This window comes from Nostoc sp. DSM 114161, assembly GCF_052692665.1.
This window is the reverse complement of sequence record NZ_CP195141.1, coordinates 1,232,221-1,257,855: the sequence shown is the minus strand read 5'-3', so window position 1 is coordinate 1,257,855 and position 25,635 is coordinate 1,232,221. Positions and strand designations below refer to the sequence as shown.

The following is a 25,635-nucleotide window of genomic DNA, read 5'->3' as shown; positions in this document are numbered from 1 at the left end:
CTTGAAGTTGCTGACTGAGGACTGCGAACACTAAGATATTTTTTGATTTGCAACTTTTTTTTTAACTAATTTGTCTAAATCAATCGGAGCCAATCTAAGTTTAGATACAATGTAAATTTCTAATCTCCGTGAAGACGAATTGGAGTTCGATTTAAGCCTCAGCGTTCTCATGTCTGCTTAAAGACTTATCATTAGGCGGACGCGGAGAGATTTTAGCGATCGATGATTAGCCTGATTTGATTTGAAATGTTTTATGACACCTACTATAGAGATACATTTGCCTGAGTTAGTTTTACAACGCTTGCAAACAGCGAAAGATATTGTCAACCAAGAAGTTAACTCTTTGAGTAACTCAGTACAAGAATTTGGCGAATCTTTAAAAGCACAAGCAACTACAACGACCAATTCAGCAATTGATAAGGTAACGACAAGTGTAGAACAAACTTGGCAAACGGCTGAACAGTTGAAAAGCTCTACATCGGGAGCAATTGAAACAGCAATTAGTTCTTCTTTTAATAATTGGCTGATACAACATCCTGTAATTTTGCAGTTAATTCAAATAGCCAGTTGGGCAGCTAATCATCCGATTATTAGCGTTGTAATTGTAATTTTTACTCTGGCTGTATTGTGGAGTATTATCAAAGCAATTGTCGGTCTGATTGAAACAGCTAGTTGGTCAATACTTCAATTTCCAATCAAGTTACTTCAGGCTTTAGTTAAAGTTAGCTTTTTTTCTTTAACTCAAGTTGGTGGTTTTGCTATCCAACGAATCAAAAATACTAAAAAAATTGATAATTTACCAGTTTTATTACCTGAGAATTTGCAAAAAAGTAAACAATTAAGATTAGCAGAAATTTCTAGCCGTTTAGAGGCAATTCAAAAGGAACAACACGAACTTTTACAAGAAGCAGCAGATTTGATTAGTGAGAATTCAGAATTCAGGAGTCAGGAGTCAGAATTCAGGAGTTAGGAGTCAGAATTTACCAATCTTTGAGTTGAGTGACTATAGCAACGGACATATTGATTAGGACATTATATTTTTATCTTAAGGGAACAGGGAAATGTCTTAACAATTGTGGCGACTGCTATAAATCTGCATATTGAATATACAGATAAGTGCACAACAATGTTCATTGGTGTCAACTTAACGTGAAACCCTGATGAGCAAGTTATACTCAATTACCATCAAGATCCGCGTTACCCCACCCCGGTTTTGCTGGCGCAAAACCTCCCCTCCCCTTAGCAAGGGGAGGGGTTGGGGGTGGGGTAAAATGCCTGTGGGATAAGCGTTTGAGCTTAAGTTGACACCAATGAACAATGTTGTGCCTCTACGATAACTAGATGTCACGTGTGCTGCAATCTGCTGTAATTCTGAATTGTGAATTCTGAATTTTGACTTCTGAATTCTCTTTGATTAAACCGCTAAAAAACGTTGAATCACATCTTGGCTGAGTTCGTCGGTGGAACCGGAGGCGACAATACCGCCTTTTTGCATAGCGTAATAGTAATCGGCTTGACGGACAAAGTGTAAATGTTGTTCGACTAATAAAACAGAAATGCCTGTGGTTTGGACGATGCGACGGACTGCGGCTTCAATTTCGAGGATGATGGAGGGTTGAATGCCTTCGGTGGGTTCGTCTAAGACGAGTAATTGAGGTTCTCCCATTAAAGCACGAGCGATCGCCAACTGTTGTTGCTGTCCTCCACTTAAATCACCACCCATGCGCGAAAGCATGGTTTTTAATACGGGAAATAAGCTAAAAATTTCTTCAGGAATTTCTGCTTTTTTTACTGGTTTGCGTCTGGCTTCTAACCCCAACAGGAGATTTTCTTTAACTGTTAAACGGGGGATAATTTCTCGTCCTTGGGGGACATAACCAATTCCTAATTTTGCTCTTTGGTCGGGAGATTTGGAGTTGATTAGTTGTTCTGCAAAATTAATTGTACCGATGCGGGGTTTGAGTAAACCCATGATGCTTTTGAGGAGGGTGGTTTTACCGACGCCATTGCGTCCGATGAGACAGACCATTTGACCGGATGGTACGGTTAAATCTACGTTGCGGAGAATGTGGCTTTCGCCGTAGTAGACGTTGAGGTTGGAGATTTTTAGCATTGGTTCACGCAGAGGCGCAAAGGCGCAGAGAGGAAGAATTGAGTTTTTATAGTTTTGTACGAGATGGAATTATTCAAGAGTTTAGTGATGGTAGACAACCTCTGAGACACTGGCGAGATCTCCCGCCTAATTATAGCTTTTCTCGAAAATACCATAATAGTTTGCTTGATGTTTGCACCTTTATGCAATCATCAAGATCCGATTCGGTCATTCTAATTTTTATAAGTTACGCATTGATAATAAGACAATAAATATAGTAGAGTCGCAGTTTATAACGCATCCTACCAAATGAAAACTATCTTGTTGGATTTGAGCGATCGCCCCTGAAGTTTGACCAAAGTGCGATCGCTTTTGATGTTAAAAATCAGCAAGAGCTTTCAAATCAGCCGCAGTAATCGGGCTGGAATTGACATCAGTCAGTGTTGCTAAAGTTTAGTTAGGCGATCGCCAATCGAAATTGGCGTGCAGATTTTATTAAAATATTGAAGTTAACTAACTACGCTTGCACGATGAAGTCACTGGCTGCCAAAGTTGGTACATTAGAAAGAGTAGCAAATAGACCACCACTGCCGAAGCCGACCGCCGTACCATTTTGGTTGTAATACAAAGACCCATTCGTAGAATTGTAAACAATCTTAGCGTTCAGGAACTCTCCAGTCAGTGGGATACCTAGATAATCGAGACGTGCAATTGCAAAATCATTGGCAGCCAAGCTATTACCTGAGGTAGAAGAGAGTACGGTAAAGGTAGTCCTATCAAGTACAATTTTGTCGCCTTGGGAGCGATTGAAGTCGCTGATAGTATCTTGACCGACATCAGCCCTAACAAATGCAGCTTCTGTATTATAAAGAAAACGGTCGGCACCCGTACCACCAACAAGAACGTCATTGCCAGCGCCACCGATAAGAATATCATCGCCAGCACCACCAGTTACGCGATCGCTGCCAGCACGACCAATTAATCTGTCGTTGCCATTGCCTCCATTGAGGGTATCATTGCCAGCACCGCCGTCAATAGTATCACTACCATCATTGCCAATTAAACTATTGTTAAATTCATTACCTACAATTCGATCGTTAAAATTAGAGCCAGTGGCGTTTTCAATCACCACGCTGTTAGCAATGGTAAATCCTCCAAAAATGCCCTTAGCGGAAGACACATAACCACCAGCACCAGCCCCGTCTTGAGCAGTATTGAGGGAGGCATCATTGAGATCGATCGTCACGTCAGATTGTGCGCTAATGCCATTAATTGTATCAATCCCACCAGCATCCCAAATACAGGAATAACTAGTGCCAGATTGGTTGACACTAGGCAAGTAGTATGTATCGTTACCAGTCTTGTAGCTATTATTTTTGCCATAAAGATACTGAATAGCGGCAATATCAAACGCCATAGGGGTGCTTTGAAGACCGTAGCCTAGTCCATTTTGATTACCATTCTGACTGGTAAACCCAGTATTGTAGGACATAGTGGTGTAAATACCCTGGTTCAAGCCAAGGTCTCCATAACTTCCGAAAGGTGAAGTAACTCCTGGGTAAATTGGCGAACCTCCTCCATTATCGTGAGGGTGAGCCAGTCCTAATCCATGTCCTAGTTCATGAATTAAAATCAGAAAGTTAAGGCTACCTGGAGTCCCAGCAACATTTCCACCTAATCCTTCTCGATTAAAGTAGCCTATTCCCTGTCCATTTTCTCCAGGAGCATTGAAAAATCCCAACAGGTCACCGCCCAACTGAGCATTATTCACGTTATAGAAGCCCAGAGTAGCAGATTGTTTATTATCTCCAGCATCTACAAATTGAATATTAGCGACTGCTGCCCAAGTGTTCAGAGCTTTTATTAAAGAATCTTTTCCCTCAGGAAACCAGTCATTGGGGTTTGTGGCGTAGTTATTGTAGGGATCGTCAAAACTTGCGGCTGTGGAATTCCAGAAAGAGTAATCAATCTTTGTTACCGATGAACCTGAAGACGAATAATACTTCCCACCCCAGAGAATTCCATCAATGTAAACATCGTTTGTCAAAGGCTTTTGAGCAACAGGCAAAGTAGTAGCGCGGGGCATAGTTAATTGTTCCGGGATTTTAATTTCAGGTAGCCATAAGATGATGAGAATATGTTCTTTAATTACTTAGTCTGTCGCCAAGTAATTGAATAAATTTCTACCATCAAAACATAAAATTACAACATATCAGCGGAATCTTTAATAGCTTATAAAAAAGATCGTACTTTTCTTACTTTTATTACTTTTGATTTTTTATTACATAATTAAAAATTAAAACTTCTAAATCAATTGGTTTTTGAAGACGCGATTTATCGCGTCTCTACATCAGGGTTTTTGGGCGATGTGAACTGTATAGCCTTGTACTGTTTCAGTACTAGTCTGTGTAGGGTAACATTGAAATTGTTTCTCTATAAACGGCTAACCGCATTCGTGATTATCGCTATAAGCGGACGGAGTATGCCGCTAGAGAAATATTAGAGTATTGGATTGTTGACGCACAGATGCAACAAATCGCGATTTGCCAGTGGGTGGAAGGACAGTATGAGGATAAGGTATTTACGGGTGGAACTCGTATGGAATCAGCGGTAATTGCTAATTGGACGCTAATAGTAGATGAGGTATTTAAGAGCGCAAATCGATTAGAATTACCAGGTAAATAGAAGCAAGCGACTATTGGCAAATTTCGTTCGCTTGGTGGAAGATCGGCTAGACTTGCATTGAGACTCATCATGGAGCAACTCTGATGCTACAAATTAAACATAGATTTCAAAGCTTTGAAGAATACCTATCTTATGATGATGGCTCAGATAAACTCTATGAGTTGTTTAATGGAGAGTTAATCGAGATACCTCCAGAATCAGGAATTAATGTTCAGATCGCCACATTTTTATTAATTCAATTTGTATGTCTGTTAGGTTATAAAAGAGTGCGAGGACATGGTTTAGAATTGGAAGTTAGAGGAGAACCCAGAAACCGTTTTCCTGATTTGACAATTATTAGGGAAGAGCATATTCAGCAGTTAGCAAAACGTAATACTATTCGCTTAGAGATGCTACGTCCTCTACTGGTGATTGAAGTAGTTAGCCCAGGAGAATTACAACGAGATAGAGATTTTATCGCCAAGCGATCGCAGTATCAAGATTGTGGTATTCCTGAATATTGGATTATTGACCCCGAAACTCAAACTATATTAATCTTAGAACTTATTGACAAAACTTACACTGAGATAGGTAATTTTGCTGGTAATGATTTAGTTGTCTCTCCACAATTTAGCCAACTAAATCTCAAAATATCACAAATATTTGATGCAGTAAATCAAGCTGAAAGATAAATTGCGATCGCAATTTTGAGTAAGATTTAATAGTCTCTAACTGATAACTGTTAAAGAGCTTTTTTACTATAAATCTTGCTGTTTTCCTAAATATACTTCAATGACGCGGGGGTCGTTTTGCACTTCTTCAAAATTGCCTTCGCACAGTACCGAACCTTGATGTAGTACTGTTACTTTCCTAGCAATTTGACGCACGAATTCCATATCGTGTTCGATGACTAAGATTGAATGACTTTGAGCTAAAGCTAAAAGTAGTTCGCCAACGTTGTAGGTTTCCTCGTCTGTTAAACCAGCAACCGGTTCATCAACGAGTAACAAATCAGGAGACTGTGCTACTAACATGCCAATTTCTAAACGTTGCTTTTCTCCATGAGAAAGTAAAGCTGCTGGGATGTCTGCTTTAGAAGTTAAACCAATGGTTTCTAATAAACCTTTAACACTATTGTTTTCAGTAGCATTAGAACTGCCAAACAAAGTAGAAAAGATATTTTTATTGCGGTTATTGGTAATTTCTAAATTTTCACGCGGCGTTAAATTTAGGAAAACTCTTGGTGTTTGAAATTTGCGCCCAATTCCCAACCGTGCAATTTGATGTTCGGAGAAAGAACGCAGGTTTCTACCTTTAAATAAAACTCGCCCAATGGTTGGTTTTACTTTCCCGGTAATGACATCTAAAAATGTAGTCTTTCCCGCGCCATTTGGGCCAATTACTACTCGTAATTCTCCCACGTCCATGCTAAAGTTTAGCTGATTTATAGCTTTAAAACCATCAAAGCTAACAGTTACATTTTCAGTTTCTAAGATTTTGGCGTTCATGTTGCACTTCGATGTCTTCTTCTAAAGCAGGGTATGTGGCTATTTCTTGACGGCGTTTGAAAAGAGAAAAATTCTGACTACGCAACCAGCCTACTATGCCGTCAGGAAGTACTGTGACGACAATTAAAAATAGTGCGCCTTGGAAAAATAGCCAGATTTCAGCAAATTGTTCGCTTAAAAATGTGCGGGCATAATTGACTAATAAAGTACCGACAATTGCGCCAATTAAAGTAGCGCGTCCTCCGACAGCTACCCAAATTACCATTTCGATGGAAAAGGCAATATCCATCGCTCTGGGTGAAATAGAACCACTTTGAATGGTGTAAAATGCTCCTGCTATACCTGCGATCGCCCCGGAAACACCAAACACCAATACCTTAAAATCTGTAGGATCGTACCCAGAAAATCTTACCCGGCTTTCATCATCACGAATCGCTATTAATAATCTCCCAAAGCGTCCGCTTGTCAACCAGCGACAAATTCCGTAGGTTGCGCCGAGAAACACCACCGTCAATGCGTAAAAAACAAATTGTGTTTTGCTATCGCTGACCGTTGCCCCAAATAAAGTTGTAAAATCTATCAGCCCATTTGTACCGTTGAATAACTTTTGTTGCCCGTTAAAAAAGTTGAAAAATACAATGGTTCCGGCTTGAGTCAAGATAGAAAAATAAACTCCCTTGAGCCGATTTCTAAATACTAAATATCCTAATAACCCAGCCAATAACCCTGGAATTAATACCACAGCAGCTATTGTGAAAGGAAAAGAATAAAAAGGTTGCCAAAATCCTGGAAGTTCCGTAACTCCATAAAGTCCCATAAAATCGGGTAATTCACCAGTTGGAACTTGCAGTTTCAGGTACATAGCGATCGCATATCCACCCAAACCAAAAAATATACCATGTCCCAAGCTCAGTAAACCAGTATACCCCCAAATCAGATCGATACCCAAAGCAGCGATCGCCAGCGATAAAAACCTGCCCAATAAATTCAACCGAAATTCCGACAGTACCACTGGCATAATAACAATCAGGGAAAGTGCGATCGCCACCACCACCCCCACCTCAACTAACAATCCTCTCTTCATTCTCCGCGCCTCTGCGTGAATTTAAGCATCAACAGTACGTCCCTTCTGCGGAAAAATTCCCCCAGGCTTCCACTGTAAAAACACAATAATCAGTGCAAACACCATCACCTTCGCCATACTCGTCGTAGCGAAAAAAGTAAAGAAATCTACCAAAGGCTTAACAGGACTCAACAACAAAGCCAAAGTCCCAGAACCAATTAAAAAATTAGCCGTACCAATAGCCAAAGCTGCAATAATACTACCTGTTAAATTTCCCACACCTCCAACAACAACAACCATAAAAGTATCAATAATATAGTTTTGTCCCGTATTCGGCCCCACAGAACCGAGTAAACTAATGGCGCATCCAGCCACGCCAGCTAAACCGGAACCAAGTGCAAAAGTAACCGCATCAACTTTTTGAGTCGGGATACCCAAACAAGCACTCATACTGCGATTTTGCGTCACAGATCGAATTCTTAAACCCCAGTTAGAACGTTGTAAAAATACATAAATACCCGCCACACAAATTATTGTTAAAGCAATAATAAATAACCTGGCAAAAGGTAATTGTACGCCACCCAAAGACATCCCCGCTTGTAACCAAGTAGGCGCAGTTACATCCACATTTTGAGCGCCGAACCAAGGTTGAGTTACTGCTAGCTGATAAGTTTGGCTTAATAAATTACCTGTGACGATTGTTATCCCCAGCGATAGCGATAACAAAATCGCCACAGCTAAACTACGAACTCTTTCTAAATTTGTACGAGAATTTAAAATCCATAAACCGCCAAAAAACAGCAGAGAAAATATAGCTATGCAAATTACTAAAACCCAATTCACACTGCGAACAAATTGCTGAAAAATTAAACTGACTCCCCAAGTTGCCAACAAAGTTTCGAGTGGACGCCCATATAGATAGCGAATCACACCTTTTTCTAAAATCAATCCCACAACGGCTGTGAAAAGAAAAGCAATAATCAAAGCCAAAAATATATAACTTTCAAACCACACGCCACCCAATTGTTTGCAGCCATTCTGCACAACAAATGTTGTATAAGCACCAAACATCATTAATTCGCCATGTGCCATATTAATGACACCCATCAATCCAAATATAATGGCTAGCCCCAACGCTGCAATTAATAATACAGCACCAATACTAATACCATTAAAGACAGCTTCTAAAAAACCTGCTAACACTTGTTTCTCCTTATTTGTCATTAGTCATTTGTCATTTGTCCTTTGTGATTCACTAATGACTAATTAACACTTGTTTCTCCTTATTTGTCATTTGTCATTTGTCCTTTGTGATTCACTAATGACTAATGACCAATGACTAATTAACACTTGTTTCTCCTTATTTGTCATTAGCCATTAGTCATTTGTCCTTTGTAATGACTAATGACCAATGACTAATGACTAACTAATTAAACTTTTTTGTATTTGCCACCCTTGTTTGGGTCATTCCAATCACAAGCAAATCCCTTAGTTTCTTTCACAAATTGATTCCAAGGAACTGGTTCAACTGGTGCAGGCGTAGCATAGACAATATCAAATAAACCATCTTGTCTAACTTGGCCAATTCGCACAATTTTAGAAATATGATGATTGGCATCCATTGTCACTTTACCTTCAGGTGCGTCTAGAGTTTGACCGTATGCCGCAGCCCGCACTTTTTCTAAATCAGTAGTCCCAGCTTTTTCTACTGCTTGTTTCCACAAATAAACTGCTACATATGCTGCTTCCATTGGGTCATTTGTGACTCGATTTTCACCGTATTCTTTTTTGAAAGCGGCAACAAATTTTTTGTTAGCAGGTGTATCTACAGTTTGGAAGTAATTCCAAGCAGCGTAGTGACCTTTGAGATACTCTACACCAATTGCTTTGACTTCTTCTTCGGCAATACTTACAGACATGGAAGGATATTTGTCTGGTGTTAATCCAGCACCTTTAAGTTGTTTGAAGAAAGCAACATTGCTATCACCATTCAGCGTGTTATAAATCACGCCACCGTTGGGTAAATTTTGTTTAATTTTAGTGATAATTGGTGTGACTTCTGTGTTACCCAATGGTAAGTAATCTTCACCAACTGTCTTACCGCCTAAAGCTTCTAATTGGGATTTGATAATTGTGTTAGCGGTACGGGGAAAAACGTAGTCAGAACCAACTAAAAAGAATTCTTTACCTTTATTTTTTAACAGCCAATCAACTGATGGTTCGATTTGTTGATTTGGTGCAGCGCCTGTATAAAAAATGTTTTTAGAACACTCTTGACCTTCGTATTGTACGGGATACCAGAGCATATGATTTTTGCTCTCAAATACTGGCTTGACATTCTTGCGGCTGGCAGAAGTCCAACAGCCAAAAACTACAGCGACTTTATCTTGGTCGATTAGTTTGGTTGCTTTTTCTCTAAAAGTATCCCAGTTAGAAGCACCGTCTTCACTAATTGCTTCAATTTGTTTGCCTAAAACACCACCAGCAGCGTTAATTTCTTTGATTGCTAATTTTTCAGCATCAACAACGCTTTTTTCACTAATAGCCATCGTACCACTTAAGGAGTGTAATATACCTACTTTAATGGTGTCGCCATTAGCAGCAGCAACAGGAGAAGCGGCGGGAGGAGCAGTTTCTGTAGCAACTGGGGTATTATTGGCACAAGCTTTCAAAAAAATGCTGCTTGTAAAAGTTGCAGAGCCGTAGATTAAAAACTTGCGTCGGTTAAATTCTCTTGTCATATTTTTGATAACTTCTCCTGTCACTCGACTAGCCAACTCATAGAAAGCTGACAATATCAATGATTAAATTGTGATATTAGTGCCATAGTTTACTAGTAAAAAGTGACTTGTTATACAAAATATTTGTTTTTGTCATAAAAAATTTAATTTAAATGTTAACTTTTGTTTACTCGATGCAATTATCATGTCAATATAAATCAGAGGATAGTATTTTAGTACTATCCTCTGATTTAGCTTCAAATCTTCGCTCATTTACTAAGAAGTTGATTTTTAACTGACTGTATGCTTGAGTTAATTAAGCAAAAACGTAAATATTAGCATTGCTCAAAGAAAGTCCAGCGTTGAGAGTAGCAATTTGGGTTTGAGCGATCGCTCCTGTTCCATCTGCATCGAAGGATAAAGAACCGCTATCTCCATCGAAGATAAATCTAGTATCGCTCGTTGTAGCTCCCGTACCGAAAGCGAATTGATTAACAGCGATCGCACCACCAGCAATTAGCCCGCTACCAAAATCAGCCGCATAGATGCAAATTGTATCATCAAGGGCGTTAAAATCAGCGATCGCGTCACTGCCTTCGATGGGAGAGTAAAAAGTAAATAGATCGTATCCGGTTCCACCAGTTAGCGTATCGTTACCAGTTCCGCCAGCTAAAATGTCATTACCTCTACCACCATATAAAAAGTTAGCAGCACTATTACCAATAATGATGTCATCGCCGTCACCACCCAAGGCATTTTCTATGACGGTTTCGCCGCTAATAGTTAGGGAAGTTCCATCTAAAGTACTCGCAGAACCCGGAGTCAGATCTAAGTAAGAATTGGAAGTAATTGCCGCAGCGTTAATTGTATCGATACCAGAAGTATCAGTTAGAGTTGTGGCACCATAGATGCCATACTCATTGGTGTAGAAATAAGTATCATTAACAGTATCTGCATCGCCATATAAATTTAATTTCCAACTATTAAAGATACCAATATCTGTAGGGCCTAAATCTTTAATTGTAAGCGTCCAGTTACCGCCGCTATTTTCTCCCCAGTGTTGCGTACTAGAAAACTTAAAGACGATATTGTCTCCCTCATCTTCCTTATTGCCAGGTTGGCTAACGAGAACGCTTTGAGTTCCGTTGGGAGAAGTTAGATAAACAACCAAATCGCCACGATAGGGATGAGTTACATCGAGTTCTACCTCAACAGTGTCAATATCCAAATCTGCGCCGACAGTAAAAGTATGACTGATACCTGCGTTGTCATTGTCTGGGATAATCCAGCCTAAATTACCGGAACTAAAAGAAAGACTCTGCTCGTTGTCTAATCGACTTTGCTGATGCCAAGTTTCTGCTAAACGTACAGCAGCATGAGCATCAACCAAGCCAAATCCATAATCTTGGCTGACATGTAAGCCTCCACCATTCCAATTTTTAGCACCGTTGTATTGCCAAATATAATCTGCTCCCCATGCGTAAGGATCGTTTTGACGAGCAGAATAGGCGAGAATTTCTTGGATATCTCGATAACCTAAATTGGGATTTGCTTCCAATATTAGGGCAACTACGCCAGAAACCATTGGGGCGGCGGCTGAAGTGCCGTTAAAACTGTAGTTATAATCGTCGGAATTATAGCCACCATAGCCGATGCGATCGGTGGTTACAATGCTGCCAGATATGCCGCTACCAAAGGCAGAAACGAGAATGGAAGCGCCTGGAGTACTGTATGTAGATGCCGAACCATCAGCATTGAGGGCTGCTACAGTAATAACGTGGCGGGAGTTTTGAAAGTTGTGATAGTTGGTATTATCTCCTATTTCGCGTTGGTTACCGGCTGAAAATACGATCGCTGTTCCCAATCCATTACGGCCATTAGCAACAGCATTGGTAATGGCTTGATTTGCTGAAAGGAAAGAATAATCGTTGAAATTATCATAAAAGCGGTTATAAGGAGAATCCAACCCTCCAAACCCCCAACTATTATTCACAACATCAACATTAACTGAGTTCCACAAAGCATTAGTAATTCCAACAATTAATCCATCGATTGAATTGCTAGAAATAGCCCGAAAGCCTGTTATTGTTGCATTATAGGCAACTCCAACACTACCAAGTCCATTATTTTCCGCAGCAATGATACCTGCTACTGATGTCCCGTGATTATCATTTGAATTTCCGTAGGCAGAGAAATTGTTATCATTAAAGTCATAATCAATTGTTGTGTCATAATTACCATCCAGGTCGTAGTGGAGATAATCAAATCCATCATCAATAACACCAACAATAACGCCATTCCCCGTGTAGTCATCCCATACATTGATAACGTTAAGATCTAAACCTCCAGGGTTATACAAATGCCATTGATAAGGGAATAAAAAATCAGCAGGTAAAGTAACCATATATTTATCTCCTTAATTCTGAAAGTCTGCAAGAGAATGTAGAGGCGTAAAGCTGTACGCCCCCACATATGAGTCATTCGTTAGGAACAATTCTGACGATTAGTAATGTACTTACGTACATAAAATAGAATAGAGAAATCATTGATATAATTCACGCACCTTTGCTGCTTGCTGAGATACAGCATGGTGTATGCAAGATTGCAGAAAACTGCATTGCAATTTCAAAAATGTGTTGCAAAAATTACAATACCCTATTAAAAGCAGCCAGAATTAACGTTAATTGTTACTGTGTTGGCTAAGCATTCCCGTAACTTTACGAGAAACTCGGCTATGTGCAGCGTTGTGCATTTTAGGGTAGAAGGGATAGACAGGCTTGGTTTCATGGCCCCAGGCTTTGGCTTGTGGGCTAAACCTGAGCCTGGTTAACGATTTAGTTATAAAGTAAATATAAAAACAAGGAGTAAGCAAAGTGCGATCGTTTAGGATGCGGTATATGAACGTATAAAAACGTTGATTCACCAGAGAGATAAGCTGTAACGCTTTTAAATTACGCAATCACTCCTGAGGTTCATTGAATGTTAATAGCTAACAATCAACAGCCAACGATTAAAGTTTATGCTGATACATCAATCGAAAGTCAAGATTTATCTCAATCACCGACGATGAAAATTTTACTTATTGATGACCACCAATTAATATTGACTGCAACCTTTAATTTACTGCAACAAGAATATCCAAATGCAAATATTATCAAAGTTAGAAGCGCATTTGAGGCTCTCAGTAAGATTGGAACTGAGGCTATCGATAAGAGTGGGATTTCTTGCTTTGACTTGATTGTGATGGATTTATCCATACCAGAAGATACGGGAATGACAGCGCAAATTGATATAGGTATCAACTTAATTCAACAGTTGCTCAAACAATATCCACAGCAAAATTTAATGGTGCAAAGCAGTTATGTAAAGGCTTTGGTTAGGATAAAACATGAGATTGACGAACATCAAGGTGGATTTGCGATCGCAGATAAAGGATTATCGGAACAGGAAATGTTATCTCGCGTCTACATAGCACTCCAAGGTGCAACTCATACACAAGATATCAAAAATGGTTTAGAACTCAAACCAGAATGGTTAGAAGTTTTAAGATTGGCTTTTGAAGAAGGATTAACAGATAAATTAATATCCGAACGAATGTATAGATCTGAACGTGCAGTTAGAGCATATTGGACAAAAATTCAAGATGTTCTCGGACTTTATCCAGAAGATTGTAAAAAGGAAGGTAAAAATATCCGCATTCAAACAGAAATCCGCGCTCGACAAGAAGGATTAATTGATTAGTTATCTATCTTCAGAATTCATAATTGGTGAATTCAGAATTGAAACATAAATTCAAATCAAAATCTTTATGGTGTGGGTTAATTGGAGAAGAATTCAAAATGAAATCAAAATTCTGTTACTGGCATCACTTCCAGGAGCGACATTTTTAGTTGTTATAGTAATTGCACGTTTATATGGATTTTTACAAGATTTTGAATTGATGGCGTTGGATACGTTTTTGCGTTCGCGTCCTGCGGAAGGAAGTGATGATAAAGTTGTGATTGTCGGTATTAATGAAGAAGATATTCGCAGACTTGGTTATCCCATTCCAGATGGGGAAATTGCAACAGCGATACAAACAATACAGAAATATAAACCTATCGCTATTGGTCTTGATATAGTTAGAAATTTACCTGTTGAACCAGGTAATAAAAAATTAGTAGAAGTATTTCAAAATTCTAAAAATCTTATTGGTATTGAAAAAATATTACCTCCAGATCCCATTTCACCACCGCCACACTTACCACCACAGCAAATAGGTTTTTCTGACATCGTAGTAGATAAGGATAATAAATATCGTCGCTACTTACTTTGGACGCCATCACCGAAAAACCCTCAAAATCCTGAAGAAGATAAATATTCCTTTGGGCTACAGTTAGCACAAGCTTATTTATCTCATCAAAATATTAATATTGAAACTGGCATAGTTGACCAAAATACAATCAGATTTAAAACTACAGAACTGCCGCGCTTTATATCTAACACTGGAGGATACGTCAACGAAAATAGCAGTGGATTAAAGATATTAATGAACTTTCGGGCTGGTAAAAAGCCTTTTCATATTTTATCATTCAAGGATATTAACAGTGAAAATTTTAATCCCGAACTGTTAAAAAATAAAGTAGTGATAATTGGAATTGTTGCTAGCAGCGTGCCTGATTTTGTCAATACTTCGGCGATTGTTTATCAACAAATACCTGGGCAAATATATGGAGTAGAATTTCATGCTCACGCTTGTTCTCAGATAATTAATGCAGTGATTAGCGGGCGATCGCTGTTAAAAGTTTGGCCAGATGGATGGGAATATATATGGATAATAGCTTGCGGCTGTTATCCGATAATTCTTTTTTGGTTAACACAATCTTTATGGAAAAATTTACTGGCGGTTGTAGTAGCAGCTTTAGCCTTATTTGCTTTGGGTTTAGTGCTGATTTCATCCGGTTGGTGGATTCCCATCGCACCGGGTTTATTAACTTTAATCATAAATGGTTTAGGGTTGAGCGGTTTTGCATTTGCTTTATATCAACATAATCAATTATTTAAAATTAAAATGAACGAACGCCAACACACAATTGAACATGCATTTACTGTAATTCATAACGGCCCTCTACAAACTTTAGCCAATGTCTTAAGACAGATGCAAGCTCAAAATTGGCCGCATGAAGAGTTAAAATTACAGTTAGAAAAGCTTAATTATGAAATTCGAGAAATTGGCGAATATCTAAAGCTTGAAGCTTTATCTCAAGAAGAAAGCCTTCGTTTGGGTAGCGGTTTAAAGCTTGATTTAAAATGCCCAATACATGAGCTTTTTTATGCAGTGTATACTAGCACGCTCGAACGCCAGGATTTGGAATATTTGAAAAATATTAAGGTAAAAATTCGCACTTTTGAACCAGTAGAAGATAAATATTTGAGCGTGCATAACAAACAAGAACTTTGTTTATTTCTGGAAGAGGCCTTATGCAACGTAGGCAAACATGCTAAAGGCGTCAAACGTATCGAAGCTATTGGCAAAAAAAATGAAGATTTTTATATTCTCAAAATTCAGGATAATGGGCTTGGACTTGTTTCATCCCTTGAAAGTAAAGGAACGAAACAACTGAGGAATATTGCCAAAAACTTGGGAGGTGATTTTAGGCGTGAAAGTATTGCTCCCAAAGGAACGGTTTGTGAAATAAGTTGGAGATTAAGAAAATAGTAACACCGTAATACATAGTAACTGGAGGGTGATAAATTTATTTCAATATTCCCTTCTCAAATATGAGGCATCAAATGTCACAGGTTTTTAACAAAACTATCAATACCAACTTAGCAACTAGTTCTGTTGTGGGGTTGTTATTGTTTTTCACCCCACTAGCAAGTGCTAATTTTAGACCAAGCGATCGCCAACCTGCAAGCGACTACACCAGAAGCGGAGGTAGTAGAGGATGTCCGAATTTAGATAATCAAATTCCTTTAACATTACTTGCACCCAAAACATACATTGCCTATACAGGTTCTACACGTCCGACTTTTGCAGGTTATGTATCTAGTTCTCAGGAAATAGAATTTCAAATTTTTGAGTTTGTTTCCAACAAAACAGTCACTGCATTCAGTGACCCTATCAAGCAAAAAACATCAGCGGGTATTTTTCAAATATCTCTTCCGGAAAATTATCCAAAATTAACCGTAGGTAAAAAATATTTTTGGCAAGTAGCAATCAGTTGTCCGGGAGACGATTTAGTAGAAAGAGCAGAATTTATGGTTGTAGAAATACCATCTACAATCGAAAACAAATTATTGACCACAGACAATATTTTGCAAAAATCTAATACCTACGCCGCAGCGAATTTGTGGTATGAAGCCTTAGCTGAAGCGCTCAACTCAGCTAGTCCTGGAAAGCTGGGACAAGCCGGTTCAACTCTTGTTCAAGAGTTCGCCAAATATGAATCACCTAGAGCCAAAGAGAACGAACAACTAGTTAAAAAGCGGATAGGAAATTTACAAAGAATTGCAAATGAAGAAAAGTGATATGTTGTGCATATTTTTGTGTTGACGCTTGGCTGTAAACAGCATCTAGCTTACATATCTAAATTTGATGAAAGTCTTATAGAGCAATACAGTTGAGTTAAGGCTCGATCCTTTTTAACCCTCCTTAAAAAAGAGAGAACTAAGCCCCCCTTTTTAAGGGGGGTTGGGGGGATCTTCTAAGGCGAGATAGCGTTAACAGCATAAATATTAGAGTTTTGACAAAAAGTTTTTATAATCATTACTAATAGTGAATGATTGTATAATTTTAGCTGCGATCGCTAAAGTTAACTTCTGCTTTTAATTGACCATATATAGAGGAATAAATATCAAGATATCTTGGCGATCGCCATTCAATTTTATCTAAATTACTTGCCAGCAAAAACGCATCGTGATAATCTAAAATTAATTTAATAAAAATATTTTTTGTGTTAAATACTAACTTAATTTTTGTGAAAAATATCGATTTAAAGTTGAATAATAAACGAGAAAAACCAAGACTTAAGCACTACAGTATATCCCTAATCTTAAGTTTAATTATTTTCCCAAGTGTTGTATCTGCTCAATCCACGCCGCCACCTGGAGTTAATATTCCGCCAACAACACCAGAAACCCTCGATCAAACGATTCCTAAGCCAACCCCCTCGCCAACTCCTCCCCCGACTCCACCTGCTGCTTCTCCTGAGATTCTGACTCCTCCTGAGACACCAATATCACCGGATACGAGTTTTCCCAGTAGTGAAAGTTTTATGGTGAAAAAAGTCGAAGTTCTGGGAGCTACAGTTTTAAAAAATGAAATTGCAGAGTTAATTAAGCTATTTGAAAACCGTCAAGTGACTTTTGCAGACTTGGTTCAGCTACGTTCGGATATCACTGAACTTTACATTAAAAATGGCTACGTCACCAGCGGTGCATTTTTACCCAACAATCAAAATCTGACTGATGGTGTCGTACAAATTCAAGTAGTAGAAGGCGAACTAGAAAAAATTGAACTAGGAGGATTGAGAAGATTACAACCAGTATACGTGCGATCGCGTTTGCGAAAAGCTTCGTCTGCACCTTTGAATCAAAAACGTTTAGAAGAAGCACTACAACTATTACAACTCGACCCTTTAATCGAACGGGTAAACGCACAATTAACCGCCGGTAGTACTCCCGGTAGCAATATCTTACAAGTAACAATTACCGAAGCAGCTGCATTTCATGGCGGAGTATTTGTAGCGAACAATCAAACTCCTAGTATTGGTTCTACCCAAGCAGGAATATTTCTCAGTCATGATAACTTGTCGGGTTTTGGGGATAGTTTCACTGCTGAATATGGAATTACCGAAGGACTGAATATATATAATTTCAGCTATACAATTCCCCTAAATCCGAATAACGGTACTCTTGCTTTTGGCGTCAACAATAGTGACAGCCGCATCATTGAAGATGAATTTAGCGAGTTGGATATTAAAAGCGACGCGCAAACTTATTCTCTTAATTATCGCCAGCCTTTGTACCGCAAACCCCAATCCGAATTTGCTATTGGTTTAGGGTTAGATTTACGCCGCAGCCAAACATTTTTACTCAATGACATTCCTTTTTCTTTTTCTGAAGGCCCAGAAAACGGTTTGTCAAAAGTGACAGTAATTCGTTTTTCACAAGATTGGGTGGAACGCAGTGCTAGTAGAGTTTTAGCTGCACGTTCTCAATTTAGTGTAGGTATTGATGCTTTTGACGCAACAGTTAACAACTCCGGTACAGACGGACGTTTCTTTTCTTGGCTAGGACAATTTCAATGGGTACAGCGGTTATCACCAAGAACAATTTTATTAGCCAGACTAAATGCACAACTGACAGGAGATTCTTTATTATCTTTAGAAAAATTTAGTATTGGTGGAGTTGATACAGTCCGAGGCTACCGTCAAAATGAGTTTGTGGCAGACAATGGAATTACAGCTTCAATTGAAGCTCGTATTCCTTTAACATCTTCCAATACATTGCAAGTCGCGCCTTTTTTTGATATCGGTACGGCGTGGAATAATCGCGGTACTAACTCTAGTTCAGAGACACTTGCAAGTTTGGGATTAGGTTTAATTTGGCAACCAATTCAAAATTTAAATTTGCGTTTAGATTATGGTATTCCACTAATTGATGTGAATAGTAGTGGGAATACTCTACAAGATAATGGTTTTACTTTTTCGCTGCGATATCAAGCGTTTTAAGACCAATAATTGTCAAAAATAATTCTGAATTCTGAATTTTTTTGTTCTACTGGAATAAATCCTCTTTTTGCAAGAGTTTGGTCAATTTGGTTAGTAATAGTGATTGTGGTAGTTACTTTGCCTATTTTTGCAGTTTTGCTCATTGTCATACTATTTTCTTATAAATTGGTAAGTTATTTTAGTTTTGTCAAGCTACATTTACAATTTTATATTTCACTCCAAGAGTTAACTGCAATTTTTGACCCAATTTATACTAAACGCTTAATTACACTCTCGGCTCATCACTAAATCACCGTTTGCTAGTCGATACACTCCTTGTGGTTCAACAATGCGATCGCCTTTTTTCCACTGGCTATTTATACTATTATTACTAATATTTTGTACATCGCCTGTTGGATAATTTGAGGTTGCTGCATTATTAGGACGGGTAGGCAAACCACCAACACCTGTAATTAAAAAAGTACCTTTTTGTTTAGCACTACGAGCGATACAACTATTAGCAATTAGCCTATTAGTATCAATAGGATTATCTTGTAATTCCGTGAGGCTGTTTTGGATAAAGGTGATATCGGGCACACCAATGATATTACCAGATATTGCACCGCTGGCGTTGATATCGGTGCGATCGCTATTAGCTAATGACTCAAGAGTATTTCTGTCAGTTGATGTTTGCGTCGGGCTGTATAAAGGTGAAGTCAATAAAGCACGGGTATTAAAAGTAATATTGCCACCTTGACCTTCAGGTGCAAATGCCAGAATGTCGCTATCTTCTAAGGCAATGATAGTGTTAGCATTTAGGTTAATATTACCTCCATTTGCTTGACCTGTAGAAAGGTCGGTGCGGATGTCACTGTTATTACGCAGACTAATATTTTTCGCAGTAATATTGATATTCCCGCCGCCTGCTTGTTCGGCTCTAGCGCTAACAAAGCCATTATTTGCAGTGTAATTTCCTGTTGCAATAATATTAATATCCCCTGCAATACCTTGTCCCTGGCTACGTACAGTCACTCCAGCGCCATTAGCTACATTAAAGTTATTTGTGAATAAAGATATTGTTCCGCCATTACCAATAGAATCGGGATTAGTGCCTGCAAATATAGCTGCGTTATAATCATCAGCAGTTATCCCAGAAATAGTTATACTATCTTTAGCATTTATATTAATATCACCAGCATTCCCACTACTGCTAGTTGAGTTGAGAATTCGTCCACCATTCAATACTTCAAATGTACGAGCGTTGATGGTGATATTATCTCCATCACTAGAATTATTTGTACTAGCACTGATTTCGCCTCTCTCTGCTAAACGGAAATAACCTGTGTTAATTGTAATGTTTCCTGGCTTTCCAATACTTCCTTTGTCACTGCTAACTGATATTAAGCTAGGAAACCCATCTACATCTAGTCCGGAAATAATTACAGCATCCGCAGCATCAATGCGAACATTTCCACCCTCGCCTTGTCCTCCAGGGAGATTTCCATTTGGTTCACTAATATCTGCAATAATTTGACCGCCATTTATTAAGGTAAATTTTGCTGTATTAATTTGAATATCTCCAGCTTTCCCCACTGCACCTTCTTTTATCTCACTAGTAACAACGCTATCGTCAATAATGACTGCATCTGTACTGTTGATAATGATATTACCTCCATTACCCTCACCCAAAGTTTGAGCGCTTATGTCTCCACTTATGAATTTTGAAAATTTAGTATTAATAGTTATATTACCTGCATCATTTCCTTTGCTTGAGGTTAAAAAGCCAGTAGCAAAAACGTTTGTTTCTGTACCATCTATTTCTATGCCATCACTAGCAGTAATAGTTATGTTTCCCCCGCGGCCGACTTTTCCTTGTCCTTCTCCTCCAGATTGAGCAGCTATAAATGCACCATTCTTTAAAAATACTCGTTCTGCTTCAATACTAATATTTCCTCCATTACCAACAGAATCATTTGTCTGTGAGTTCAATGCATTCGATGAGATAAAAGACCTATTGTCTATTTTCATTTCTTTTACTTTAATATCAATATTTCCAGCATTACCGTTACCAAAAGTACTTGCTGATATGTTCGAGAAACCATTATTTAAAATTAAGCGATTAGCAATAATTGATAAATTCCCTGCATTTTCTTGACCGTCGGTAATTGACGATATAATCGCTGTATCATTCAAAACAATTGAATCATCAGTTTGAATTTTAATATCTCCAGGTTTGCCTGCTAAAATGTTGCTAGAAGTTATTAAAGCACGATCTGAAAGCAAAACATTTCGAGCTTGGATATTAATACCACTACTGCTGCCATCAGTCCGTGTTTGCGAACTGACTACCTCTGAAGAAGATGTTAATTCTGCTGAAAAAGCCTGACTTACAATTTGGCTATTAATAAGAGAAATCGTATCTTCAACTTTGATATTAACCCCACCCGCATTACCTTTTGTAGTAGTGGAATTAATTTTACTTGCATTCATAAGTTCTAGCGATTTGGCAGAAATATTGACGTTTCCTGTATTTCCTGTTCCAATCCCAACACTAGCAATAGAACTTTCATTTTCTAAGCTAATAAATCCATCAGCATTGATAAAAACATCGCCCGCTTTAGTTTCAGAAGTGCCTTGATTTCTAGCTATAGATGTATAAATACTACTGGAGTTTTTTAGGCTGAGATTATTCGCATTAACTACAACATTGCCTGTGTTTGTACCAAAACTCAAAGCACTAGAAACATTCACAAGTGAGATATCTGTTTTCGGTATACCATCAGGAAAAGTCAAGCTGAATTTGTTGTTATCGACATTGAGTCCTACTGTTCCTGGTGCGCTTAATCCACCAATTTCTACCCTACCATCTCGTGCTCCAACTGCTCCTCCATCCATGAAGATTTGGCCTGTTGATTCAGGTGTAGGTGACATACGACCACCAAGTAAGATTAAACTTTTATTGTTCGGCACTGCTAAAATACCTCGATTTTCAATCGAGTTTGCGCCTTGATTGGCAATTTGGTTAAACAAAAAGGCTGTAGGATTGACACTTAGTAAAGTATTTTGTGGTGTAATTGGTGAAGTTAAAGAAAATTCAGCACCACCAGGAAATTGAATTGCATTAGCTGTGGTAGCTACAAATGAACCACGAATATCTAATACGGCATTTTCTCCAAATATAATACCATTGGGATTCATCAAAAATAAATTAGCAGTACCTTGGGTGCGAATGAATCCTTGAATATCAGAGGCGGTTCCACCAGTTACTCGTGCAAATATATTGGTAATACTGGAATCGTTGAGAAAAATTCCCGCACCGCCATTAGGAATACTAAAACTGCTGAAACTGTGGAATAGGTTTATGTTACCAACAGTTGTGCCACCTTCAATAAAATAAAATGGGCCATTATTTATAACTTGTGTACCCAAACTTTGGTCAGTTGTTACTTGAGCAAAGGCACTGATATTTGTTGTTAAAACAAAGTTAAACAATAGCCCTAAGCGTAAACACCAATTCGGACAATTTTGATTAATCACAGTTATATCTATCAGTTTATTTAAGAAGATGGATTTATTTCACGCGGAGGCGCAGAGGCGCAGAGAAAAGGAGTTGAGAAGAGTTTATTTTGGAATTGAGGTTTTAACGACATTCTCGGCTCATTATTAAGTCACCATTTGCTAGCCGATAAATACCTTGAGGTTCAATGATTGAGTCGGCTTTTTTCCATTGGTGGGTTGTACTATTATTGCTGATATTTTGTACATCACCTGTGGCATAAGTTGAAGCTAAAGCATTGCCAGGACGAGCAGGTAAACCGCCAGCACCTGTAATTAAAAAAGTACCTTCCTGCTTGGGATTACGAGCAATACAACTATTAGCAATTAGAGCATTAGTATCAATAGGATTATCTTGTAATTCTGTGAGGCTGTTTTGGATAAAGGTGATATCGGGTACACCGATGATATTACCAGATATTGCGCCACTGGCGTTGATATCGGCGCGATTATTGCCCTCTAATTTTGTCCTCAAATTTGCTCGATCGCCTGTTTGAGCTTGGGGACGGTAGAGTGGAGAACTTAAAAATGCTTGGGTATTAAAAGTAATATCGCCGCCTCTACCATCACTAGCAAATGCTAAGATATCGCTGTCTTCTAAGGCAATAATGGTATTAGCAGTAAGGTTAATATTGCCACCACCGCCTGCACCGCTGAGGACATTTGTACGAATATCGCTATCACCCCGCAGTTGTATATCTTTTGCTGCGATATTGATAGTACCACCTGAAGACTGTGTGCTAGCTGTGCCAATTGTACTGTTATTACTACGCAAACTATTACGCAGATTAATAGATATATTACCTGAATCTCCTTTACCAATACTGCTGCTATTTATAAAAGAGTTATTTGTCAAAAAAAGCGCGTCAGACTGAATATTAATATCACCACCATTAGCGGTAGCTGTCTCTATCACTCCACTACTTATGGAAGAGTTGCTCAACGACACATCATTTTGCACCTCTAGAAATATATTGCCGCCATTTCCTTGTCCGAAAGCGCTGCTTTGTAGGTAAGCGTCGTTGCTTAAAGAAAGCGATCGCGCTTTAATTGTGATATCCCCTCCTTTACCACCGCCTACCACTCCTTGGGAATTAAAGGCTGCAACGCTTTGTACTAAAGTTCTGTCAAAATAGACAGGGGTATTTTTCGCTTCGATAATGATATTTCCTGCATCTCCCTGTCCAGTGCTAGAAGTTAGTATTTGAGAGTCACCGCTTGCAGAAATCAAATCTGTTGCCTTAATGCGGATATTTCCTGCTTTTCCTGCTCCAAAATTAGCCGCACCAATGATACCGTTATTTAATAAGAGCGAGCCTGTTTGCAAATCGATATCCCCTCCATTACCAATACCTGACTCTCCAACACTACTACTTATTCCACTTTGGTTATCGTTTCCGAAAATTGAGATTTTATCTCTAGCTTGGATAGTTACATTACCAGCATTTCCTTCTCCAAAAGCGCTAGAACCAATGAATGAATTATTAGTAAGTTCTATCAAATTAGTATTGATAAATATCTTTCCTCCATCCCCTTTACCAGAAGTGCTAACATTCACTTCGGAACCATCAGTTAGAGAAAGGGAACCAGATTCAATAGTAACATTACCGCCCTGACCACTAGCTGACTGAGCAACTACACCAAACATAAAACTATTTGCTAGGGAAACATTGTCTTGGATGTCTAAAATTATATTTCCTGCGTTTCCCTGTCCTACCGTAGTAGTTTGAATAATGTTGTTAGTCAAAGAAAGCGATCGCCCTTTTATTACAATATCACCAGCTTGACCGCTAGTGATGGTTCCTGATAATACACTTCCCCCCGCAGCGCTGGATATCAGACTTGAATCAAATACAATATCTGCCTTTTCTGCTTCTATTGCGATCTTTCCCGCATCTCCTTGTCCAAAATTACTAGTTCCTATTTGTGAATTTTTAATGCTAAAAGATTCAGCAGCATTTATTTGAATATTACCTGCATTCCCGCGTCCTAAACTATTGGCGCTAATTTGACCATTATTTAAAGCAAAAGTTTTTGTCTGGATAGTAATATTTCCTCCCCTACCTTCAGCTGTTTTTCCAACAGAGCTACTAATTGAACTTTCTGAACCAATTCCCGAAATTGTCACTTTGTCTCTAGCTCGAATATCAATATTTCCAGCATTACCTTTTCCAGCAGTAAAGGAACCTACTAAGGCCTTACCAATAATTTCAAAATTAGCTGTATTGATAACTATATCTCCCGCATTACCAGTACCTTGTATTGCATTGCTAATTCCAGTCAAAGACGAATTTGTACCCTCAATAGTCACGTTATTGGTAGCAGTAATTTCAATATTTCCTGTGAAACTATTAATATTTCCTAAACCTCGATTGATACCTACGATGAGACTGCTTCCGCTTGCAAGATTAAAATTGCGGGCGTTAACAGCAATACTACCTCGACCGCCAGATGCCATAAAAACAGAAGCTCCATTTGCCAGAGATATATCTGCTCGTGCAACATTATCAGGAAAACGCCAACCTGTAGCATCTAAATTAATTATTCCTGGTTCTGTTAAACCTCCTAATTCAACCCGTCCGCCAGGAGCAAATATAAACCCTCCATCTAAAGTAACGTTTCCACCTATTAGTGATAAATCTTTGCCATCAAGCACTGTCAGTCCTGATATTTGACGCTGAGGATCGCCATTCAATACAGAACCTAATACTGTCGCTCTAGCCCTAGAATTATTAATAATTTCTGCTTGATTGTTAACAGCATTAAAAAATAATGCTGAAGGTTGAATGCTGAGTAAATTACTTTTGGTAGGTTCCGAAGCATTGAATATACCGGTTTGTCCTAAATTAACGCCATTAGCGCTTGTGGCAACAAATGAACCCCCCACATCTAAACTAGCGTTGGGGCCGAAGATAATACCATTGGGGTTAATTAAAAATAAATTCGGGTTAGAATCGCTAATTATACCCAGAGTTCCGAAAATTTCTGAAGGGTTTTTACCTGTGACGCGAGTTAAGATATTTTGAATGTTAGAGTTATTAACTAAAAAGTATGTTGCTCGTCCTTCGCTGACATTAAATTCTTGGAAGCTGTGAAATAAATTAACTCCGCGAACTGCACCGCCCCTGATTAAGTCAACTGGTAAATTGTTGGTGGTGTCTAAAGGAGTGACAAGGGAGCGATCGCTACCTAAAGTGTTATCCGGTATAATGTTGCTTTGAGCAAAGACACAGTTACTAAAAAATAATATCTGTAATGCAACACAGCCCAATAAATTAAACCGTGTCTGCAATGATTTTTGAGAAATGTTTATGATAAATTTCAGTTCCATTCGTCTTGT

General features: G+C 38.6%; 16 protein-coding genes. 7 read left to right on the top strand and 9 right to left on the bottom strand.

The window, feature by feature from the left end:
• The first annotated feature begins 253 nt into the window (after nt 1-253).
• A complete protein-coding gene (locus tag NSTC745_RS05425; RefSeq protein WP_445636231.1) occupies nt 254-970 on the top strand; it encodes a hypothetical protein in 717 nt (238 codons plus the stop codon).
• A 444-nt stretch (nt 971-1,414) separates the two neighbouring features.
• Here the strand turns inward: NSTC745_RS05425 and urtE are convergent, their stop codons facing one another.
• Both urtE and NSTC745_RS05415 read right to left on the bottom strand, forming a co-directional pair.
• Nucleotides 1,415-2,113: an urea ABC transporter ATP-binding subunit UrtE gene (gene urtE, locus NSTC745_RS05420; protein ID WP_096535825.1), complete on the bottom strand. Its 699-nt coding sequence runs from the start codon at nt 2,111-2,113 to the stop codon at nt 1,415-1,417.
• 496 nt (nt 2,114-2,609) lie between these two features.
• Complete coding sequence (locus NSTC745_RS05415; protein WP_445636230.1) at nt 2,610-4,178, bottom strand: M10 family metallopeptidase C-terminal domain-containing protein; 1,569 nt, start codon at nt 4,176-4,178, stop codon at nt 2,610-2,612.
• 365 nt (nt 4,179-4,543) lie between these two features.
• Here NSTC745_RS05415 and NSTC745_RS05410 point away from each other — a divergent pair, with 365 nt between their 5' ends.
• Nucleotides 4,544-4,777 (top strand): Uma2 family endonuclease, encoded by a 234-nt coding sequence (locus NSTC745_RS05410; RefSeq protein ID WP_445638536.1) that lies wholly within the window; start codon nt 4,544-4,546, stop codon nt 4,775-4,777.
• A gap of 83 nt (nt 4,778-4,860) precedes the next feature.
• Nucleotides 4,861-5,448 (top strand): Uma2 family endonuclease, encoded by a 588-nt coding sequence (locus NSTC745_RS05405; RefSeq protein ID WP_445636229.1) that lies wholly within the window; start codon nt 4,861-4,863, stop codon nt 5,446-5,448.
• Between the two features lie 66 nt (nt 5,449-5,514).
• Here NSTC745_RS05405 and urtD read toward each other — a convergent pair whose 3' ends face one another.
• The 5 genes from urtD to NSTC745_RS05380 all read right to left on the bottom strand — a co-directional run bounded on the left by urtD (nt 5,515) and on the right by NSTC745_RS05380 (nt 12,451).
• Nucleotides 5,515-6,264, bottom strand: coding sequence for an urea ABC transporter ATP-binding protein UrtD (gene urtD / locus NSTC745_RS05400; protein WP_445636228.1), 750 nt, complete (start codon nt 6,262-6,264; stop codon nt 5,515-5,517).
• The gene (gene urtC, locus NSTC745_RS05395; protein ID WP_445636227.1) at nt 6,239-7,348 is read right to left on the bottom strand and encodes an urea ABC transporter permease subunit UrtC; all 1,110 of its coding nucleotides are present in this window, start codon (nt 7,346-7,348) and stop codon (nt 6,239-6,241) included. The genes urtD and urtC overlap by 26 nt, the downstream gene beginning before the upstream one ends.
• A gap of 21 nt (nt 7,349-7,369) precedes the next feature.
• Nucleotides 7,370-8,530 carry an ABC transporter permease subunit gene (locus NSTC745_RS05390; protein ID WP_445638535.1) on the bottom strand — a complete coding sequence of 387 codons (1,161 nt, stop codon included), beginning with the start codon at nt 8,528-8,530 and terminating at the stop codon, nt 7,370-7,372.
• A gap of 227 nt (nt 8,531-8,757) precedes the next feature.
• Nucleotides 8,758-10,068 (bottom strand): urea ABC transporter substrate-binding protein, encoded by a 1,311-nt coding sequence (gene urtA, locus NSTC745_RS05385; protein ID WP_096535833.1) that lies wholly within the window; start codon nt 10,066-10,068, stop codon nt 8,758-8,760.
• A 295-nt stretch (nt 10,069-10,363) separates the two neighbouring features.
• A complete protein-coding gene (locus NSTC745_RS05380) occupies nt 10,364-12,451 on the bottom strand; it encodes a S8 family serine peptidase (RefSeq protein ID WP_445636226.1) in 2,088 nt (695 codons plus the stop codon).
• 575 nt (nt 12,452-13,026) lie between these two features.
• Here NSTC745_RS05380 and NSTC745_RS05375 point away from each other — a divergent pair.
• The 4 genes from NSTC745_RS05375 to NSTC745_RS05360 all read left to right on the top strand — a co-directional run bounded on the left by NSTC745_RS05375 (nt 13,027) and on the right by NSTC745_RS05360 (nt 18,761).
• Nucleotides 13,027-13,788, top strand: coding sequence for a DNA-binding response regulator (locus NSTC745_RS05375; RefSeq protein WP_445636225.1), 762 nt, complete (start codon nt 13,027-13,029; stop codon nt 13,786-13,788).
• A 67-nt stretch (nt 13,789-13,855) separates the two neighbouring features.
• Nucleotides 13,856-15,745 (top strand): CHASE2 domain-containing protein, encoded by a 1,890-nt coding sequence (locus NSTC745_RS05370; protein ID WP_445636224.1) that lies wholly within the window; start codon nt 13,856-13,858, stop codon nt 15,743-15,745.
• Nucleotides 15,746-15,819: 74 nt separating this feature from the next.
• Nucleotides 15,820-16,557 (top strand): DUF928 domain-containing protein, encoded by a 738-nt coding sequence (locus tag NSTC745_RS05365; RefSeq protein WP_445636223.1) that lies wholly within the window; start codon nt 15,820-15,822, stop codon nt 16,555-16,557.
• Nucleotides 16,558-17,303: 746 nt separating this feature from the next.
• Complete coding sequence (locus NSTC745_RS05360) at nt 17,304-18,761, top strand: ShlB/FhaC/HecB family hemolysin secretion/activation protein (protein WP_445638534.1); 1,458 nt, start codon at nt 17,304-17,306, stop codon at nt 18,759-18,761.
• 261 nt (nt 18,762-19,022) lie between these two features.
• Here the strand turns inward: NSTC745_RS05360 and NSTC745_RS05355 are convergent, their stop codons facing one another.
• Nucleotides 19,023-22,277, bottom strand: a complete 3,255-nt coding sequence (locus tag NSTC745_RS05355) for a two-partner secretion domain-containing protein (RefSeq protein WP_445636222.1) — start codon at nt 22,275-22,277, stop codon at nt 19,023-19,025.
• Between the two features lie 103 nt (nt 22,278-22,380).
• Nucleotides 22,381-25,626 (bottom strand): two-partner secretion domain-containing protein, encoded by a 3,246-nt coding sequence (locus tag NSTC745_RS05350; protein ID WP_445636221.1) that lies wholly within the window; start codon nt 25,624-25,626, stop codon nt 22,381-22,383.
• Nucleotides 25,627-25,635: the final 9 nt, after the last annotated feature.